18 protein-coding genes and 1 tRNA gene are annotated in these 18,657 nt (G+C 63.1%); 10 read left to right on the forward strand and 9 right to left on the reverse strand.

Annotated features, from left to right (window positions below):
- Window positions 1-3: 3 nt before the first annotated feature.
- Window positions 4-1,323 (reverse strand): metallophosphoesterase, encoded by a 1,320-nt coding sequence (locus tag NP_RS04640; RefSeq protein WP_011322657.1) that lies wholly within the window; start codon window positions 1,321-1,323, stop codon window positions 4-6.
- Between the two features lie 95 nt (window positions 1,324-1,418).
- Between NP_RS04640 and NP_RS04645 the strand changes: the two genes are divergently transcribed.
- The 4 genes from NP_RS04645 to NP_RS04660 all read left to right on the forward strand — a co-directional run bounded on the left by NP_RS04645 (window position 1,419) and on the right by NP_RS04660 (window position 5,398).
- Window positions 1,419-2,543, forward strand: coding sequence for an acyl-CoA dehydrogenase family protein (locus NP_RS04645; RefSeq protein ID WP_011322658.1), 1,125 nt, complete (start codon window positions 1,419-1,421; stop codon window positions 2,541-2,543).
- A gap of 63 nt (window positions 2,544-2,606) precedes the next feature.
- Window positions 2,607-3,554 (forward strand): archaeosortase A, encoded by a 948-nt coding sequence (gene artA, locus NP_RS04650; protein ID WP_011322659.1) that lies wholly within the window; start codon window positions 2,607-2,609, stop codon window positions 3,552-3,554.
- Window position 3,555: 1 nt separating this feature from the next.
- Window positions 3,556-4,560, forward strand: a complete 1,005-nt coding sequence (locus NP_RS04655; protein WP_011322660.1) for a hypothetical protein — start codon at window positions 3,556-3,558, stop codon at window positions 4,558-4,560.
- Between the two features lie 76 nt (window positions 4,561-4,636).
- Window positions 4,637-5,398, forward strand: a complete 762-nt coding sequence (locus NP_RS04660) for a type IV pilin (RefSeq protein ID WP_011322661.1) — start codon at window positions 4,637-4,639, stop codon at window positions 5,396-5,398.
- A 50-nt stretch (window positions 5,399-5,448) separates the two neighbouring features.
- Here NP_RS04660 and NP_RS04665 read toward each other — a convergent pair whose 3' ends face one another.
- Window positions 5,449-5,790, reverse strand: coding sequence for a zinc-ribbon domain-containing protein (locus tag NP_RS04665; protein WP_011322662.1), 342 nt, complete (start codon window positions 5,788-5,790; stop codon window positions 5,449-5,451).
- 11 nt (window positions 5,791-5,801) lie between these two features.
- On the reverse strand, window positions 5,802-6,104 hold the full coding sequence (locus NP_RS04670; RefSeq protein WP_011322663.1) for a hypothetical protein: 303 nt from the start codon (window positions 6,102-6,104) through the stop codon (window positions 5,802-5,804).
- A gap of 296 nt (window positions 6,105-6,400) precedes the next feature.
- Between NP_RS04670 and NP_RS04675 the strand changes: the two genes are divergently transcribed.
- Window positions 6,401-9,019, forward strand: a complete 2,619-nt coding sequence (locus NP_RS04675) for a PAS domain S-box protein (protein WP_158303753.1) — start codon at window positions 6,401-6,403, stop codon at window positions 9,017-9,019.
- Between the two features lie 35 nt (window positions 9,020-9,054).
- Here the strand turns inward: NP_RS04675 and dph5 are convergent, their stop codons facing one another.
- Window positions 9,055-9,855 carry a diphthine synthase gene (gene dph5 / locus NP_RS04680; RefSeq protein ID WP_011322665.1) on the reverse strand — a complete coding sequence of 267 codons (801 nt, stop codon included), beginning with the start codon at window positions 9,853-9,855 and terminating at the stop codon, window positions 9,055-9,057.
- 87 nt (window positions 9,856-9,942) lie between these two features.
- Here dph5 and NP_RS04685 point away from each other — a divergent pair, with 87 nt between their 5' ends.
- Together NP_RS04685 and NP_RS04690 are read left to right on the forward strand one after the other, a co-directional pair.
- Window positions 9,943-10,980 carry a class I SAM-dependent methyltransferase gene (locus NP_RS04685; protein WP_011322666.1) on the forward strand — a complete coding sequence of 346 codons (1,038 nt, stop codon included), beginning with the start codon at window positions 9,943-9,945 and terminating at the stop codon, window positions 10,978-10,980.
- A 54-nt stretch (window positions 10,981-11,034) separates the two neighbouring features.
- Window positions 11,035-11,107: transfer RNA gene (locus tag NP_RS04690), tRNA-Thr, on the forward strand.
- Between the two features lie 45 nt (window positions 11,108-11,152).
- Here the strand turns inward: NP_RS04690 and NP_RS14080 are convergent.
- The 3 genes from NP_RS14080 to NP_RS04705 form a co-directional block, all read right to left on the reverse strand.
- Window positions 11,153-11,686: a hypothetical protein gene (locus NP_RS14080; protein WP_011322667.1), complete on the reverse strand. Its 534-nt coding sequence runs from the start codon at window positions 11,684-11,686 to the stop codon at window positions 11,153-11,155.
- Between the two features lie 348 nt (window positions 11,687-12,034).
- Window positions 12,035-13,279, reverse strand: a complete 1,245-nt coding sequence (locus tag NP_RS04700) for an RNA-guided endonuclease InsQ/TnpB family protein (RefSeq protein ID WP_011322668.1) — start codon at window positions 13,277-13,279, stop codon at window positions 12,035-12,037.
- 307 nt (window positions 13,280-13,586) lie between these two features.
- A complete protein-coding gene (locus tag NP_RS04705) occupies window positions 13,587-14,408 on the reverse strand; it encodes a universal stress protein (RefSeq protein ID WP_011322669.1) in 822 nt (273 codons plus the stop codon).
- A gap of 164 nt (window positions 14,409-14,572) precedes the next feature.
- Here NP_RS04705 and NP_RS04710 point away from each other — a divergent pair, with 164 nt between their 5' ends.
- Window positions 14,573-15,817 (forward strand): AI-2E family transporter, encoded by a 1,245-nt coding sequence (locus NP_RS04710; RefSeq protein ID WP_011322670.1) that lies wholly within the window; start codon window positions 14,573-14,575, stop codon window positions 15,815-15,817.
- 52 nt (window positions 15,818-15,869) lie between these two features.
- Window positions 15,870-16,061: a hypothetical protein gene (locus NP_RS04715; protein ID WP_049939490.1), complete on the forward strand. Its 192-nt coding sequence runs from the start codon at window positions 15,870-15,872 to the stop codon at window positions 16,059-16,061.
- Here the strand turns inward: NP_RS04715 and NP_RS04720 are convergent.
- Together NP_RS04720 and NP_RS04725 are read right to left on the reverse strand one after the other, a co-directional pair.
- Entirely contained in the window at window positions 16,058-16,759 is a 702-nt protein-coding gene (locus NP_RS04720; RefSeq protein WP_011322671.1) for an HAD family hydrolase, read from the reverse strand. The genes NP_RS04715 and NP_RS04720 overlap by 4 nt on opposite strands.
- On the reverse strand, window positions 16,756-17,718 hold the full coding sequence (locus tag NP_RS04725) for an MBL fold metallo-hydrolase (RefSeq protein ID WP_011322672.1): 963 nt from the start codon (window positions 17,716-17,718) through the stop codon (window positions 16,756-16,758). Before NP_RS04725 ends, NP_RS04720 begins: the two co-directional genes overlap by 4 nt.
- 161 nt (window positions 17,719-17,879) lie before the next feature.
- Here NP_RS04725 and NP_RS04730 point away from each other — a divergent pair, with 161 nt between their 5' ends.
- On the forward strand, window positions 17,880-18,656 hold the full coding sequence (locus NP_RS04730; protein WP_011322673.1) for an SDR family NAD(P)-dependent oxidoreductase: 777 nt from the start codon (window positions 17,880-17,882) through the stop codon (window positions 18,654-18,656).
- Window position 18,657 lies beyond the last annotated feature (1 nt).

The following is an 18,657-nucleotide window of genomic DNA, read 5'->3' on the forward strand; positions in this document are numbered from 1 at the left end:
GCGTCAGTCCGAACGCCGCTTGTCGCCCGCGATGCGGACTCCGTCGGGCAACTCCGGTTCCGGCTTCCGGCCGAGCGTCAGCGCCCGCTCGGTGAACGTCAACTCGTCCGAAGCGGCCAGTGGTTTCTCTATCTCCTCGTAGTCGACCACGAGGTCGCCGCCGTCGGCCTCCATCCGGACCGCACACAGCTGATACGACGGGTAGAACACGGGTGGAAGTACGCCGATGACGCCGTCGCGCCGGTGGAGCCGCTTCAACCACGTGCCCGTGTTGACGAGTGCGCCGCCGTCGACGTGCTGTACCATCGGTCGGTGCGTGTGCCCGTAGCAGAACACCGACGCGTCCGGATTGGCATCGAAGACCTCCTCGGCGGCCTCTTGATACGGTGTTTCGGCGTCGACGGTGAGGTCCGTCTCGAAGACGCCGAATCGGTCTACCGTCTTCGTGATGTCGCGCCTGATGAGATACAGCGGAATCCCGACAAGTACCAGCAGCCCCGCGATAACGACGTTACCGACGAGCAGAAACCACGCGGTCGTTCCCGCGGGACCGAGTTCCGTGAGGAACGCCTCTGTCTGTTCGACCGGCAGTGAAATAACACCGGCGAGGTCCATTCCTGCCGCGATGGCGACAAGCGCAGCGATATTGAATATCAGCAGGAACGGCAGCAACGCATACCGCAACAGCGGGTTCATTTCGCGATAGAAGTACTTCGAGAACACCCATGATGGCACCCGCTCGGTCGGTGTGACTGCCTGGACGTCTTTGAGCCAGTTGTAGCGGCCACGGTCCGAGAGGTGACCGGCCCGACTCACGACCTGTGTGTTGTAGTGGTAGCCCAGCGGCTTGTCGTACGGGTTGCCCCAGTCTTCGATGTGGTTGTTCGCATCCCGCTGGTGGCCGTGTTCGAAATGTACCACGTGGTCGCCGACACGGCGTTCGATGGACTGGCCCTGTATGAGGTCGACGTTGTACTCGGCGAACCGCTCGACGTAGGCGTCGTAGGCGGCGAGTTCGTGGTCGTGGTTCCCCGGCAGCAGCGTAATCTGTACCTGCTCGCCGGTCGCTCGAAGCTGTTCGAAGAGCTTCGGGTACGTCGCCACAAGGTGGTCGAACTTCTCGACGCCGTCGAGCCCGGTGAACTCCCAGAGACCGAATGCGTCGCCGTTGATGACGAGTTCGATGTCATCGTCAGTCGCTCTGAGCCGTTCGAGAAACGCGAGCAATTCATCGAGGAACGGAACCTCCTCTAGCTGTTCGTCACCGCCGATATGTAGGTCACTGATGACGTAGTAGACCCGGTCATCGGCAGTCTCCTCCATAGGTACTCCACCCGCCCAACTAGTAAAACTCTTTTTCTCGATGGAATCACCGTGTGGTGGCAGTATTTACGGTCCCGTGAGCCGAACGGCCGGTAATGGAGCTGACAGACGAACAGCGGATGATTCAGGAGACGGTTCGGGAGTTCGTCGACGAGGACGTATCCGAGAACGTTGAGTCGGCCGACAAAGCCCAGGCGTTTCCTGAAGATATCTGGGATGCCCTCGCCGAACTCGACTTGACGGGGCTCACCGTCCCTGAGCGGTACGGTGGCTTCGACGCCGACGAAGTCACCTACAGCATCGTCAACGAGGAGCTCGCTCGCGGCCATCTCGCAGTCGCGACGGCGCTTTCCGTTCACGGCCTCGCAACATCGTGTATCCGGCAGTTCGGCTCCGCGGAACAGCAGGACCGCTGGCTTTCGGAGATGGTCGACGGCCGACCGGTCGGTGCCTTCGCGCTGTCGGAGCCGGACGCCGGGTCGAACCCCGCCGAAATGTCTACTGAAGCGGTCAAAGACGGCGACGAGTACGTTATCAACGGTAAAAAACAGTGGATTACGAACGGGGAACGCTCCGGTGTCGTCATTCTCTTTGCGAAGACTGACCGCGACGACCCCAATACGGTCACACAGTTTCTTGTCCCGAAGGATGTTGAGGGGCTAGAGGTCGGCAAGAAGGAAGACAAACTCGGCCTACGCGCCAGCGACACGACGACGCTTCTCTTTGACGATGTCCGAATCCCCGCGGAGAACCGCCTTACGGAGGTCGGCGACGGGCTCCAAGCCGCCTTCTCTATCCTGACTGGTGGCCGCATCGCCATCGCTGCACAGGCTGTCGGGCTCGCACAGGCCGCGCTTGACGATGCCGTCGAGTACGCCAACGACCGCGAGCAGTTCGGCAAGCCGCTCATCGAACACCAGGCCATCGCTCACAAACTGGCCGATATGCAGACGGACATACAAGCCGCTCGTCTTCTAACCCGCGACGCCGCCCGGAAGAACGAAACTGGGGTCGACCCGAAGGCCGCGAGCATGGCGAAATACTTCGCCAGCGAGACTGCCGTCGATGTCGCCAACGAAGCCGTTCAGGTCCACGGTGGCTACGGCTACACCAAGGACTTCGATGTCGAACGCTACTACCGGGACGCCAAAATCACGACCATCTACGAGGGGACCTCGGAGATTCAAAAGAAGGTCATCGCTCGCCACCTCAAACAATAGGAGAAGCTGGCCGGTCTCCCCACGACGGCAAGACCTATGGCTGTCCTCGCGTAATCGACGATAATGTCGCTGCTGGAGGCCATCGCGGAGCTGCACGTCATCCCCTACACGGACGTGCTCGCGTGGGTGGTGATGGCCGCCTTCATCGCCGGCGTCGCCGCCGACTACCGCGATAACCTGCTCGCCGCCCGCCGACTGACGGCGGGTGCGTGGTGGCTGTTTGCGGTGTTTTGGTTCGTTCTCATCCAGCATTTCGCCTTCGTCCATCGGAGCGTCGTCCAGACGGTGTTGATCCTCATCGCCGTGCCGGCCTGTTTGTACGTGGGCTGGCTCGTCTTTGCGGGCCGGGACTCGCTGTTGACGCTTTCGCGTGCGGTGGCGTTTATGACCGTCATCTACCTGCCCTTTGAGACCTCGGAGCTTGCTCGCGGGCTCCTCATCGAGGCGGTCGCCTTCCAGACGGCAACGGTCATCGACGCGCTGTCGCTCGCCGACGGCATGGAATACATGCAGGACCCCGATGAGGGGTCGACGCTGATGAACACCTTCTGGTTCCCCGAAACCGGCCGCGCCTCTCGGGTCGTCTTCGAGTGTACCGGCATCGGCGCGATGTCGATATTTGGCGGCCTCATCGCCGCCGTCAACGCGCCCCTGCGCCGGAAGGCGGTTGGCATCGCCCTCTCGATTTCGATAATCTGGGTGCTCAACATCGGCCGCAACGTCTTCATCGCCTTGGCGAACGGCTACCAGTGGTTCGCCTACTCGTGGCTCGAAGGTCCGATAATGGCGCTTTTCGGGCTGACCGACCCGGCCCGCGTGTCGTTTTTCGTCGCCGACCGGGTGCTCGCACAGCTGCTTGCGGTCGTCGCGTTGGCAGGGCTGGCGTGGTTCATCGCCCGCTGGGTACCGGAACTGCTGGATATCGCCGAAGAACTGCTCTCGATTGTCGGCATCGATGTCGAGCTTCACCACCCGTCGGTCGACCGAACTGATACCGACCCCGCCGACTGAGATGGCTGATAACGAACCCACACAGCACGGCGACTCCGAAACACCGACGATAACTCGCCGCCGACTGCTGGCAGCGGGCGGTGGTGGCGCGTTGGCGGCCGCTGGCGGCGGCGTGGTCTACAACACCCAACTCGGATACGGCCGGTTTACTGGGACGAACCTCCGCAAGCAGGACCTCGACCCGGTTGTCACCGAGCGGCTCGACCCTACCTTCGATGAGACACTGGGTGAGGGACATATCCGGACAGACGACGCAGCGCTGGTCGCTGATGGCGACCGGCTCCCGTTTGACGCCGACCGCGACGCCGTCGCCAGCGTCGACAGACACATTGCCGCTAACGACCGTCTGCTCGCACTTTGGGAGGACCTCGCGGCGCTGGACCGCGGTGAGTTTACAATCGAGTCCAGTACCCCATCGGCATTCTTCGACCGTATCGCTGGGGCGACAGCCCGGCCGGAAACCGTGACGGCAATCCGCGGCCGCTGGGACCAAACTGTCGATGTGGACCTCGTCGAGCGGTTCGCTGCGACCGACCCTGCCGACCCACGGGCGCTCGTCGATGGATTGGCCGACGCCTTCGAGCGACACACCGATTACGACATCCCGCGGTACCTTGCCGGGGCTATCGAGGACAACGTGCTGTTCGGTGCTGTCGACCTTCGTTCCCGGTTCGAAGCTGCTGTCGATTTCGAGTCGTTGCTCGCCGACGACCCCCGTATTTTCTGCTGGGAACTCACCTACCGCGCCATCGAGGCGCTACACGCTGTCGAGGCAGCCGAACAGACCCTCCCGGTCGCAGCCTGCTACGTCAGCGACCGCCGACACAAGCACGTCTACACCGGTGTCGTGAGCGCTGTGCGAGATGAGGGAACGCTCGTATTGCCGATGACGTTTCTCGACTACACAGCCGTATTGCTTGACGACACGCCGGGCTTTTCGCGGCTGTTCGGTGACGGGCTGGCGGCCTACGACCGCGACCACCGAGCTGACGAGATATACTGGTAGCTGTAGCCGCTGTCGGTGTATCGCTCAGCTCGACACCGCGACAGGTATTTATATCTGCTGCTAATAGTCTCAACAAATGGTCCCCGAGCGCCGCGGTGCTGTTCCGGTCACCGGCGTTGCCTTCCTCGTCGCCATCACGCTCATCCTTGCGACGACAGCGTCGGTGTTCGTTTTTGGTATCGGCGACGATGGTATCGCCGACGAGGCGGTCCCGTCGGCCGCCTTCGATACCGCAACCGAGTCGACGACGCTAACGCTGACCCACGAAAGCGGCGACACCATCGACGGCGACCGGCTCGAAGTTCAGGGCGGCGTCAATACAGACGTTCCCGAGACAGTCGCCGCGGGGAGCCGAATCGAGACGACGCCAATCGAAGACGAGGTCAGGCTCGTCTGGCACGGTGATGATATCAGCGCCACGCTGACGACCGTCGAAACCGACTCCGTCGACCTCTCGGAGTTGTCGGCGTTTGTCATCGAGTCATTCGCTGTCGATGACAGCGACTGCCCCAGCGGTACTGCAAACATCGATGCGACCATCCGAAACACCGGTGAAGTAACTCACGAACAGGACATCAAGCTGTATCTGGTCTACGATGATGGGGAAGACGAGCTGTTTGAGACGCGAACGCTGGAGCTTGCCCCCGGTGAGACGGAGGAGATATCCGAGACACGTAGCTGCAATGAGTTTGAGGACAATCCCGACGCGGTCCGCCTCGAAACCGAAGACGACGAGGCGGTCGAGGACCTCGCCGGTTTCGGCGTTCTCGTCGCGCTCATTGCAATCGGGCTGGCGCTTGTACGTTTTAGCCGGCTGGGCCGTTCGAAGAACGCGTGAACCTCAGCGTGTCAGGATACGTGTCTGAATTCTTATAAAAACGCCGGCTGCTACTGCATCGTCTGTGCCCCGACGTACATCCCGACAATCAACGCGACAGCACCGAACAGGATGATGCCTCCGCCCAGCTTCTTATCGTGGTGTCTCCAGAGCTGTACGCCACAGAATATAGAGACGACACCGAAGAGCGGCGGCAGGAAGCCGAAAGCGATGACGCCGCTGATGCCGCCGATTCCGAGATACCCCTTTTCCCCGATGTCGAACCGGCTTTCCGGTTCACCGGAGACCCGCGACGACGTATCCCCTGTGGCGCTGCTGGAAAACTGCGCTCCACACGAGGGACAGAAGTCATCCTCGGAGCTGACTTCGGTCCCACAGTTGCCACATTCCACGCACTGCCACCTCAGTTGTCCACCTTCTTTGCGACTTTTTCCGTCCGCTGCTGCTGAGTTGACGAGCCGTGGGCCGCCACCCGCTGCTGTCCAGTTGCAACCGCATCAGCAATGACTTTGTATCCGAGCCCGGCGGTTCCAGCCGCGATGATACTGAATCCGATAAGTGCCAGCACGATGCCGGCAACCGGCGACTCGAGCATCAACCCGACACCGACGAGCGCGAAGAACACTCCCGAGAGGACAATGAGTATCCCAGTCGCAATGTGCTTGAACCCGTACACTATCGCGTCAGTAGTGTTAACAGCCTCCATACGACGGCTGCGAACGGGTGGATAAAAACGCTTTTGCTTTGTACAGGTTACTGAACTATTGTCCTAATTCGTCGGACATACGACAACATCGATGCTTGTTACCATGACTGCGTTTTGTCTCACAGAGATGTCCCTTCTTCCTGATTGGGCGAGTCCACAAGAACGTCGGCCACTGCGGACGAATTGAACCCCTGCATACTGAACGCGTATATTAAACTTCAGCCGATACATACCATCTGCATCAGAGACACGCAGTCCACCGAAGCCTTGCCGACCGTAGTTGGATGGACGCCATAATGATACAGCAGGGATACATCGCCGTCTTTGCCCTCACGGGCGTCGTCTGTCTGCTCGCAGCGACGACTGTCCGGAGCTTCACGAATCCGGATGTCCGCCGAGGGCTTGTGGGACTGCTCGCACTCAACGGCTTCTGGTCGCTGGCGACAGCGGTCCAGTTGGCCACGACAGCCCACCCGGTCGCCCGAGCAATGCACATTCTGGCGCTCGTGCTCGGAATCGCGACGGTGTTCGCGTGGCTCGCGTTCGCGTCCGCCTACTCCGGCCGCGAGTACCACCGACAGCGCACGCTACAGGCCGCCGGGGCGTTCGTGTATCTCGCCATCGTAGCTGTGAAGGTCAGTAATCCGCTTCACGGGCTGTATTTCGCCACCTCGGTCGTCGCTGACCCGTTTGCTCACATCGCAATCAGCTATCACGCGTTCCACTGGTTCGTGACGGGCTTTGCCTACACGGCCGCGGGCGTCGGATTCCTCTGGCTGTTCGAGTCGTTTAACCGCAACAGCGCGGGCGGAACAGCCGAATGGAGCGCACGGCCGGCAGCACTATACGTGCTCGTGGCCGCCACTGCGCTTCCCATCGTCCCGTACGGGCTGTCCTCGTACTCTGACCTACTGATTCGGACGAACTACGAGCCGCTCGGCGTCGCCGTGTTCGCTCTCGGCGTCTCGCTGTACGCCCGAGCGGAGTTTCGCCGACACAGCTCGCCCAGCCACTCGGCGCTTGTCGATGGGCTCTCCGACGGCGGGCTACTTGTCGACGAGTCGGAGACGGTTATCAACGCCAACGAGCGTGCAGCGGAGATTCTCGGCCGTTCGTACGTCCCTCGCGTCCCGCTCGCGGAGCTCGATACGGAACTGGCGTCGCTGGAGACGGGGGAGACAACGCGGATTACTCGGTCGGTCGGCGGCGACGAGCGGGTGTTCGAAACACACCGCCTCACTGCCGAAGACTCGCCCATCGCCGCAGAGATGGTCACCCTGAAAGACGTGACGAGGGTTTCCCGCCTCGAGCAACTGATGGGCATCCACCGGGACATCAACGAGGCGTTGATAGACGCTGCCGAGCCGTGGCAGTTCGTCCGCGAACTCCCCGACCAGTTCGCCGCCATCGACGCCTACGAGTTCGTCTGGCTCTACCCGGTTGCCGACGACAGCAGCGATGGCTCGCTAGATTCATCAAGCTGGACGGCTCCCGACGACTCGCTTGACGACGGATTCGGAGCCGTCGCCGGCGACGCGGCGGCCTACCCCCGATGGGCGGACGCCGAGGCCAGTTCGACGGAGCCAGTTCTCACCGCGGCTGCTCGCCGGCAGGCGACCCGGGTCGGCGTCTCGAAAACGGACGCCGAGTGGGCACGCCGCCTCTCGGAGCGCGGTGTCACCGACTGCCTTGCCGTTCCGGTTGCTGTGACCGACGAGCAGCCGGTCGTTCTCGGCGTCTACACGACCGACTCCAATGGCTTCGACGCCGCCGAGACGCAACTCATCGAGGAAATATGCCGGCTGGTTCCCGAGGCGGTGCGGCGTATCACAGCCCATCGTGATGCGCTCCGATATAAGGAGGCGATCACGCACACGGCCACAGCCGTGTTCATCACCGACACCGACGGCACCATCGAGTACGTCAACCCGGCGTTCGAGCGCCTCACCGGCTACTCTAAACGGGAAGCCATCGGTTCAACCCCGTCGATGCTGCAGTCCGGGGACATGGACGACGACTACTACGACCAGCTGTGGGATACCATCAACGCTGGTGAGGTGTTCAAAGAGCGGATTACGAACAAGACGAAACACGGCGACCGCTACATCGCCGAACAGACAATTTCGCCCATCTTGGATGACGATGGCTCCCCGAGTGCTTTCGTGGCAATCCAGTTTGAGGTGACAAACCGGATGCTTCGTGAACAGCGGCTGTCGGTGCTGCATCGGGTGCTTCGTCATAACCTCCGGACGAATCTGAACGTCATCGACGGCCACGCGACGCTGGTCGAAGACCAACTTGACGCCGCCGCAGACGCCGATACAACACTGGAAGCAGCGAACGACTCCCTCGAGACGATTCGGGCACACACGACGAAGCTCGCCGACCAGTCAGCGACGGCACAACGAATCGAGCAGGCGCTGTCGAACGACCGGAGCGGCCGGACCTGTCTGCCGGTCGCCGAATTGGCCACGACCGCTCGCGAAACCGCCGAGCGACTCGGTGGAACCTGCGAGGTGGCGGTTCGAATGGACCGCTGTCGGCAAATCGATGCCGAACTGCGGCAGGTCGTCGAAGAGCTTGTCGAAAACGCCGTCGTCCACAACGACGCACCGCCGGCCGAAGCCACTGTCCGGCTTACGCTGGAGCAGGACGGGAACGAGTTGGTCCTCGTCATCGAAGATGACGGCCCCGGCATCCCGGACACCGAACTCGTCTTTACCGAAGAGGGCACAGAAGAGCCACTCCACCACAGCAGCGGCCTTGACGTGTGGCTGGTGAAGTGGCTCGTCGTCTCTATCGGCGGCTCGGTTACCGTCTCGACTGATGACGACGGAACGTCGGTTCGTGTAGCCGTCCCCATCCGCAGCCCTGACGCCGCCGAGCCGGAAGCGGCACAGACCGGCCTCGATTAATCGGCGGTGGCAGGCCCCAGCCGGCAGAGAAACGCTCAGACCGGGTCCGGAAGCGCCGACTCGGGCGCGCCGGCAAGCGCTACGAGTGCGTCGTGTTCGACGACGTGGAGGTCACCGGGAACGATGAGCAGATGCAGCGGGTCGCCGAAAGACCGGTCTGCGAGCGCCGACAGCCGGTCGGCCGCAAGCACCGGGTCGGGGCTGCCAGCACGGGCGATAGCAACGCCGACGGTGTCGAGGTCCTCGGCCAGTAGCTCGGCGGCGTAGTCGGCTGTCATGTACTCCTCGTGGTCGGGGTCCGGGCCACGAGGGCCAGTGCCGACCTTGATATCGAGATAGACGAGCGTGTGCAGCCCACGCTTGCGGTTGTCGGCGATGGTATCGAGGACGCTTCCGGGGACGCCCTCGCCGCCGTGGGCGTAGGGAAACGGCAGCGTCGTCGCCTTACCGAACCGGTAGTTCTGGAGGCCGGAAAGTGACGCTGCGGCCGCGCCGGCGGTCGTTCCGTGGATGATTTGCGTCTCGATGCCGCGGTTGTCGGCCCGCAACCGCAGGTCGACGTGTGTCGTCGATATCATCGTGTCACCGGCGGTCAGAAAGACCGCACCACCGGCTTCGGCGGCGTCGAGTATCGGGCCCGGTTCCTGTTCGACGCCGGCACGGTCCCGGACTTCGATGTCGATGTCGTGGTGATTCTGCAGTTCCTCGACGGTTGCTCCGGCGAGTTTGCTGGTGTAGAACTCCGCGAAGACGCGGTCGGCCGACCGGAGCGCCTCCCGGCCAGCCACGGTTATCGACCGCTCGTCGTAGAGCCCGAGTCCGACGAAGGTGAGCATACGGAGCCTCGCCCGCGGCGGGAGAAAAGCCCCCCGCTTCGCCGCCGGAGCGTCAGACTTACCCCCGGCGGCGGCCGACGGTCGGTAATGTCCGTTCGCTGCGTCCGGGTTCCCCGCGAGGACGGTGAGACGGCCCGCGGGCGCATCGCCGACGCCGACGCGCTGGCCGACGACTACGAAATCGAACTCGATGACGGCCACCTCTATCTCCCGATCGTCGAGTCGGCCGACGAGGCAGCGCTTGAGGCGGCGCTTTCTGACCTCGATGCCGACATCGTCGACCGCCGACCCGCGGCCCGCGAGACACAGACACTTCCGGCCGATATTCTCGGCTTCGAACCCTCTTACGAACGGCTCGGCGACATCGCCATCATTGATGAGGACGACCCCGAACGCGCCCGGCGGGTCGCTAACGCCATCGCTGACTCCGAGCTACCTATCGAGACCGTCGTCAACCGTGCCTCACCCGTCGAAGGTGAACTCCGCGTCCGCGAGTGGGATGTCCTCGTCGGCGACACCACCGAGACGGTCCACCGCGAGTACGGGTGTGCCTTCGAGGTTGACATCGCCGAGGTGTATTTTTCGCCACGGCTCGCCACCGAGCGCCACCGCATCGTCAGCGATGTCGAGGCCGACGAGTCGGTTTTCGACATGTTCGCCGGCGTCGGGCCGTTTGTCATCCCGGCAGCCAAACGCGGGGCCGACTGCGTCGGCGTCGACCTCAACGCGGCCGCAATCGAGTACCTGCGGCGCAACGCCGAACGCAACAGCGTTGCCGACCGCATCACGGCCATCCACGGCGATGTCCGTGAGGTAGTCTCGGAGCCACCGGACGAGCGTTCCGAGGCCGCCGACAGCTACGACGACTGGGCCGACCGCATCGTCATGAACCTGCCACACAGCGCCGACGAGTTCCTCGACACGGCCGTCCGGCTGGCCGGCAACGACTGTCTGCTCCATTATTACGACATCCAGCACGACTCGGACCCCTTTGGCCCCGGCGAGCGAGCTATCCGAGAGGCCGCCGCCCCCGAGTATGATGTCGACATCGAAACCCGGCGTGAGGTCAGGTCGTACGCACCGCACGAACTCAACGTCTGCTTGGACGTGCGGCTGACCCGCTAGCGCCGTCGGAGTCCGCAACCCTTATGCCGATTATCCTCCCACTATCGAATGCGCGCCGGTGTAGCTCAGCTGGCAGAGCGAATCCTTCGTAAGGATTAGGCCGAGGGTTCAAATCCCTCCACCGGCTCTTATTACCAAGTTCAAATCCTACAGCGCTCGCTGAAGCATCTATTTAGCTGCTCTCTCCGCTGGTCCCCGTACTACCCACACCTGGCGGCTTCGTCGGCCCGTCTTCCTCGAATGGAGCTGGACTTGGGAAGTCCTCCAGCGCCTCCATCGGCTCGAAGAGCGCACACCAATCCTGTGACCGGGCGATGCCTTCGACGATTGCACAGGCTCCCGGCACCTGCTCGTCGGTCCGATGTCCAGGGATGAAGTATGTACAGTTTCCGCACAACTGATACCCCTGCGGGTGGCACTGGTAGGCTGCTTCTTCTCGACCGCTTAGTTCGTCCGGGTCGCGCTCGATACCGTCGATGCTCTCGGCCGTTCGGTACTCTTCGGGGACCGGGACGTCGTTTTCGTCGACACACCAGTCGGGGTCACGCCCGGTATCCGGTTCTTCCGCCGGCTCCTCGTCGCCAAGCCCCAGACAGCCGGCGACCGAGACTGCTGCCGCGGCACCGGCAGCGCGGAGAACCCCCCGCCTGTCAGCTATCCGTTCTGTGCTGTCGTCGACTGCCTTGGGAGACTCTCTGTCGGGCATCGTATTCGTTGCTACTCATCGAAGTGTGGTAACCCTTGTAGTGCAGCTATCGAAAAGTGTAGTGCAGTTGTCGAAACGTTACACTATACTACTCGGGCAGCCGCAGCCATCTCGCCCCGTTGGCTCTTTCATTCGACGCTCAGGCCAGCCCTGGCTTCCTCGTGTAAACTACCCCACCCTACTTCGCTCGGTCTGACGACCTCGCTCGTTGAGGGTGGGGCTTTGACGTGGACTCCCGTTCTAGCCACCGAGCGGTGGCACGGAGAGGCCCGGCTCCCCGTCGAAGGGGCTTCGGTGCTCTGCGGGCGTTGGCCCGCATCGCTAGCGAGACCGTCGGTCTCGCCCAGCTTACACGTTCACGGTCATCGTCCCGCCATTCAGCGCAATGTTTACAGATGCGCCTCCGTCGCCGCCAGTCTGGTTGCGACGGAGTAGCCGCCGACAACACCGCACCGCCACGTTCTTGCTGGCGTTGTAGTCGGCGTGATTCTCGTACCCACACTTCTGGCACTCGAAATACTCTTGCGTGGGGCGGTTGTCCTCGTGGATGAACCCACAGCTGCTGCATCGCTGGGATGTGTAGTAGGCTGGCACTGTCTTCACCTGTGGACTCCGCTCCAACTCCTCAACGTCGATCCCGTAGGCTTTCGCCTTGTACTCGACGTACTCATACAGGCGGTTAAACCGCCAGCGGTGATGCCACGTCGCTCCCTGTGCCCGTTTGCGGATGTCAGTTAAATCCTCGAAGGCGATTATCGAACAGTCGTGTTCGACCGCTTCCTCGATGATCTCGTTGGCGACGATGTGGAGATACTGTTTGTAGTAGGCTGTTTCTTTCTTGCTCACACGCTGGAGCGTGCGGTGGGCCTCCTGTGAGCCTGCTTGCTGGAGATCGCCGCGGCGTTGCTGGAACTCACGGTGCCAGTGGTCGAGCTCGTCGCCCGTCCAAAACGTCCCGGTTGATGCGACAGCGAGGTTTTCGACGCCGAGGTCGATCCCGAGGACTGTGTTGTGCTCGGGGACAGCGGCGTCAGGTTGGGTGCTGTCGGTGGCTTCCTTGTTCCGTTTGAAGCCGATGTGCAGCCAGAACTCGTCGTCGAAGGGCTTGTAGTGGAGTGTGCTGGTGCGGAACTCCCACTCGTCGCCGTTGAGGTACTCTTCGAACGGTGTGTTTGTCTCGTCTACCGGGAGAACATAGTCAGCCTCGATACGCCCGTCCACGGTCGACAAGGAAACATGGTCGTCGTGGAAGGTCGCAGCACGTTTGTCGTAGCGAGCGGTGTCAGCGGTAAACTCGGGTTGGCTAGTGTCTTCGTTCTTTTCGAGTCGTTCGACGCCAGCTTTGACGGCTTCGACGGCTTGGAAGATGGCTTGCTGGACGAGATTCGCCGTCAAGTCGTGCTCTGCTTTGAGGTCGTGGTAGAGTTCGTCCTTGACGGCGTACTTGGCTGTTTTTTTGTAGCCGTTGTCGTCCCAGCAGTGGTCGCTGGTTGCGTTCGCACAGTGTTTGTACTGGTCGATAGTTTCGAGAAGTGCGTCGCTGTCGCTGTCGGCCACGAGAAGTTTGACCGGGAGCGCCCGACGCGCTTCCATACGTGTTTCAATGTTTCCATTTAGTTAAATTATTTTATCAGGTGTTGGGGAGTTGGCCGAGTGCAGAGAGCAGTGTTAGTGGGGGGACGTGACGCGCTCCTCCCCTCCCTACTGCGCTGTCTGCGGGCGACCCACGAGTCGCCCGCACGGCGAGCGAGACCTCTGGTCTCGCCCTGCTTGAGAGACAGGCGTCTCTCTGCGCTGCTCGTCGAGGAAGGGGGCTCCGCGCTATCTTATGCTGACATCGGCCGGCCGTGGATGCCGCTCGGCACGAAATACGCGTGGCCGTTCCAGCGTCGCGGCACCGTCAGTCCACCTGCCGCTCGTGGACGACTGTCACCGTCACCGGAGCGTTCCGGACGACCGCTTCAGCAACGCTTCCGAGGGTCAGCCGGTCGATACCCGTCCGGCCGTGGCTCCCGACGACGACGTGGTCGGCCGTCGCCGCTGCATCGACGAGGGCGTCCGCCGGGTCACCGTCTCGGACGACGGTTTCGATATCGGCCGCTTCGGTATCGACAGCCCCGATAGTCGTCTCCAGCAGCCGCTCGGCGGCGGCGTTGTCGTCGGGGCCGTCACCGTCCGATTCGACGACGGTGAGCACGCGGACGCGGTCGGGGTCGTGTGCGGTGACGGCTTCGCGGAGCGCTGCCGTCGAGAGTGGCGAGCCGTCGACGCCGACTAGTATCTGCTGCTCGACCCCGGCGGCGTCTGCGCCTCGAACGACGGTGACGGGAACGGGGGCGTTCCGGACGACGTTCTCCGCGACGCTCCCGAGCAGGATGTCGCTCGCGCCGGCCTGTCCGTGTTCGCCCATGACGATTCTGTCGGCGTTCACGTCGGCGGCGTAGTCGGGAATCGCCTCCGAGGGCGGCCCGTAGATAACCTCCGTCGTGAGCTGTCGGCCGTCGGCGCGGGCAGCGGCATCGTCGAGGACCGCCTCCGCGTCCGCAACCGCCCGGTCGTACTCCGCTCGGCGGTCCTCCGGGAGCTGGTCGGCTGCCGCGGCCGAGTCAACGACGCCGACGACACAAACGGCGGTCACCGCCGCGTCCGGAAACGCCGCCAGCGCGTACTCAAGGGCGGCCTCGGCCGGCGCGTTCCCGTCGAGCGGCACGAGCACATGCATACCCGTGCTTCGACGCCCCGGGTATTAGTAGTCCGGTCCGGTCTGGTTCAGTTCGGTCGCCGCCTATCCCTGCTACCGCGGCCGGCGTGGGTGTCCAATGCCCTTGCTTGCTTCCGTGCCGGCACCACAACAGTGATACGACTGTCCCCGAAGTAGGCGAACGTATGGACGACGGGGACGACCTCTCGGAGTGGTTCTCCGACCGGCTCACGCTGACTGTCGTCACGGCGGTCAGCGTCGTTCTCGGCTTGCTGGTCGTCATCCCGTATCTCGAGTACGTACTGCTTGGGGCCGTGCTGGCTTATGTCCTCCTGCCGGTGCAGCGACGGCTCGAAGCCCACGTCGGCCGGCTCGTCGCGGCGGTTTCTATCTCCGTCGCGACCGTGCTGGCGTTTCTGCTCCCGCTGCTTACGGTGCTTGCCATCGCGCTCCGTGAGGCAGTCGCTGTTGCGACGGCCCTCCAACGTGGGGTCGTCGATGTCCCTGGAATCGAGCTATGGGTAGAAGAGACAACCGGCTTCGAGGTTGACCTCGTCAACCTCTACAGCACCTACGAGGGGCAAATCGCCTCGGCGATTCAGAGCATCGTGACGCGGGCGATGCGGGTCGTCGGCGGTATCCCGTCGCTGCTCATCGGATTGACAGTGACCGTTTTTGTCCTTTTTGCGCTGCTGAGAGACAGAGGGAAGCTTCTGGCGTGGCTGTACCGCGTCCTCCCGGTTGATGACGGCGTCCAGCAGGAACTCTTTCGGGAGCTCGACCGGCTCATGTGGGCCTCCGTGGTCGGCAACGTCGCCGTCGCTGCGATACAGGCCGTCCTGCTCGGTGTGGCCTTGGTCCTGTTGGATGTCCCTGTCGTCGTCTTTCTCACCGTTACGACCTTCGTGCTTTCGCTGTTGCCGCTTGTCGGCGCGTTCGGCGTCTGGGTCCCCGTCTCGGTCTACCTCGCCGTCGCCGACCGGCCGACGGCTGCGGCACTCTTGGTCGTGTACGGGTCTCTGGTGAGCCTCTCGGACAACTACTTCCGGCCGGCGCTTATCGGTCGCTCCGGCGCGCTCAATCCCGCCATCATCGTCGTCGGTATCTTCGGCGGTATCGTCGCTTTCGGCGCGGTGGGGCTTTTCATTGGCCCGGTCGTTCTCGGCGGCGCGAAGGTAACCCTCGATGTGTTCGCCCGCGAGCGGGCCGCCGCAACTGGTCGCACGGCTCCGGAGTGGGACGGCGACGATGCTGTCGCTGGGTCCCCGACGGATGGCGATGCTGCCAACAGTGGTAACGACGGCGAACAGGGAGAGGGCGCTGCTGACGACGCTGACGCCGGTGGTGAGGGAGACGCGGATGGTGAAGCCGCTGCCAGTACTGCCACCGACGCTGGCGACGAAGCCGACGACAACGACGACCGCGCCTGACCGCTGTCGGCCGACCGGAGTCTCTTTGTGGCCGTCATCAATACTGTCGCACATGACCGGCAGCCGCCTCCGGACGCTGCTTGCGGTCGTCCTCGTCCTGCTTGGAACCTCGCAGGCGCTCGTAGCCCTCACCGACGACAGCCCCGGCTACTCGATGTTTTACGGGCTGTTCGGTGTCGGTATCGCTACCGTCGGCGTCGTTGCGTTGTGGTTGCGTTGGCGGTCTGAGACAGCCAGTACCTAGCTTTCGACGCCGAGAAGCTCCAGTATCTCGCGTAAATCCTCTATTTCGTGGTCGGCTTGGTCGCCCCACGCCTCCTCGCCGTAGCCGACCGTCCGAATGCCGAGCGCTGCCGCCCCGGTCACGTCGTGGCTGTGTCGGTCACCAACCATTACCGCGCGTTCGGGGGCGACATCGAGCGCGGAGAGTGCGTCCTGGAACATCCGCTCGTCGGGCTTCGTGTAACCGACGGCCTCCGAGGTGGTGATATGGTCGAATCGGTCGCGAATCCCGAAGGCCTCAAGCATCCTGTGGGCCTCGGGCGTATCGATGTCGGAAACGATGGCCTGTCGGTAGCCGGCCTCAGCGAGCGCTTCGACGGTCTCGACCGCCCCGGGTTCGGGCCTGAGCGCTGGCTTCGTCGCGGCTTCGAAGGTTTCCAGCCAGTCTGCCGGCGGGTCACCATCGAAAAGCGCCGCAGTCGCTTTCTCGTAGCCGTCTCTCGCGAGTCGGTACTGGTTGCCCTCCCGGCCGCGGAAGTGGTCGCCGAGAACCGATTGCCACGTCTCCAGCGCCGCATCGGGGTCGCGGCCGGCATCGGCGGCGAGTTCGGCGACGAAGGCCGCATACCCCTCACGGACCGAGCGGAGTTCAACGAGGACACCGCCGATATCCCAGAGTACAGCCTCCGTGTCCGTGGCATGTGCCGCGTCGTCAGTCATGCGTCGTAGTATCTGACGCCGTCGTTTAGCGTTGAGTCGATTTCGCCGGCCGCTTCGAGATGGGCCAGCGCGCTCATCGCCTCGGGAATGAGGTACTCGATTTCGCGGTCGCCGGCCAGCGACATCGCAACCGCCGGTGCGGTCGCGTGACCGTCGGCGACGAGGTCGGCGACCTGGGAGAGTCGCGAATCGAGGCTCGCACGAGCATGAGCGACAGCGCCCGCGAGGTCACCGTGGACCGGTCCGTGGCCCGGGTACACGCGCTCGACATCGATGTCGTCGAGGCGGTCGAGAGCGGTATAGAAAGCGGGGAACGCCTCCCGATAGCCGTCATCGAGGCCGTCATGCATAACGACGGGGCGGAACGGCTTGATGCCCATATCACCCGCCAGCAGCGCGTCCTCGCCGTCGATGTCGACAGGATAACAGAGGTGGTCGGCCTGATGGCCGGGGACGTGGACCGGTGTCGTCTCAAGGCCGCCAACGTTTGCTTCCTCGCCGGCGTCGAGCCAGACGTCGACCGCTTCGGGGGCCAACAGCGTACTATCGCGTTCGAGGGACTCGACAGCCATCTCAACGGCCGTCGAGCGCTGTTCGTCCGGGAACCCGGCTTCCCGGCAGTTCGCTTCGACGCGTTCTCTGAGCCCCGCAACGCCACGGTTGAAGCGTTCGCGAACGCCGGCGGGCGCATAGACGGTCGGGTCGCCGGCCTGCAGCAGCGTCGGCGTCAAACCGACGTGGTCGACGTGGGGATGGGTTATCAGCAGGTGGTCGATATCAGCGGGGGTGTAGTCGTGTTCGGCAAGCGCTTGCCGGAAGGCCGCTTCGTGTTCCGGAAGCGCGGCGTCGACGAGAACCGGTTCGGGCCCATCGACGAGATAACAGGCGACGTGTCCCGGTCGCCAGTCGACGTCGAAGGCGAGCCGGTGGATGGGACCCTGCGTACTCCGTGCGTCCATTCACTTGTCGGACGGTTCGCCCGTGTATAAATCTTTGTTTTGACAATATCCCATTTCCATTTCCAATGTTTACCGTGTTCGTTTGATACTTACCTTTATTAACGAAGGGGGCGAAGCGGGCGGCACAGCATGACAGACCGGACACGCGCAGGTGAGACTCGATGTTAGAGCAGTTCAGTGTCGAGGGCCAAACGGCCGTTATCACCGGCTCCAGCCAAGGCATCGGCGCTGTAACCGCAAAGCGGTTCGCCGACGAGGGCGCAAACGTCGTCGTCACCTCACGCACACAGGAACAGATTGACGAAGTCGCCGACGAAATCAACGACAGCGACCGACCGGGCGAGGCCATCGCCGTCGAATGCGATGTCCGGGAGCGCGAGGCCGTCGAAGCGCTCGTCGAGGCAACCGTCGATGAGTTCGGCCGCATCGATTCGATGATAAACAACGCCGGGGCCTCGTTCATGGCAGGCTTCGACGACATCTCCGAGAACGGCTGGAAGACCATCGTCGACATCAACCTCCACGGGACCTTTCACTGCTCGCAGGTCGCCGGCCAGCAGATGCAGTCCCAAGACGGCGGCGGCACCATCGTCAACTTCGCCTCCGTCGCCGGCACGATGGGGTCGCAGTATATGAGCCACTACGGAGCCGCCAAGGCGGCCGTCGTCAACCTGACAACATCGCTTTCGGCCGCCTACGCCGACGAGAACATCCGCGTCAACTGCATCGCGCCGGGGCTTGTCGGCACGCCGGGGGTCGCCTCCCAGATGGGTCTCGACCCCTCCGATGTCGACCGCGAGGATGTCGCCAAGGAAATGGGCCTGCCGGAGGAGATCGCGGACATCGTTCAGTTCCTCGCCAGCGATGCCGCCTCCTACATCGTCGGCGAAACAATAACGGCACAGGGAGTCCCACCACTAGAGGATTCAAACCTCTAAC

The organism is Natronomonas pharaonis DSM 2160 (assembly GCF_000026045.1).
Lineage (GTDB): Archaea > Halobacteriota > Halobacteria > Halobacteriales > Haloarculaceae > Natronomonas > Natronomonas pharaonis.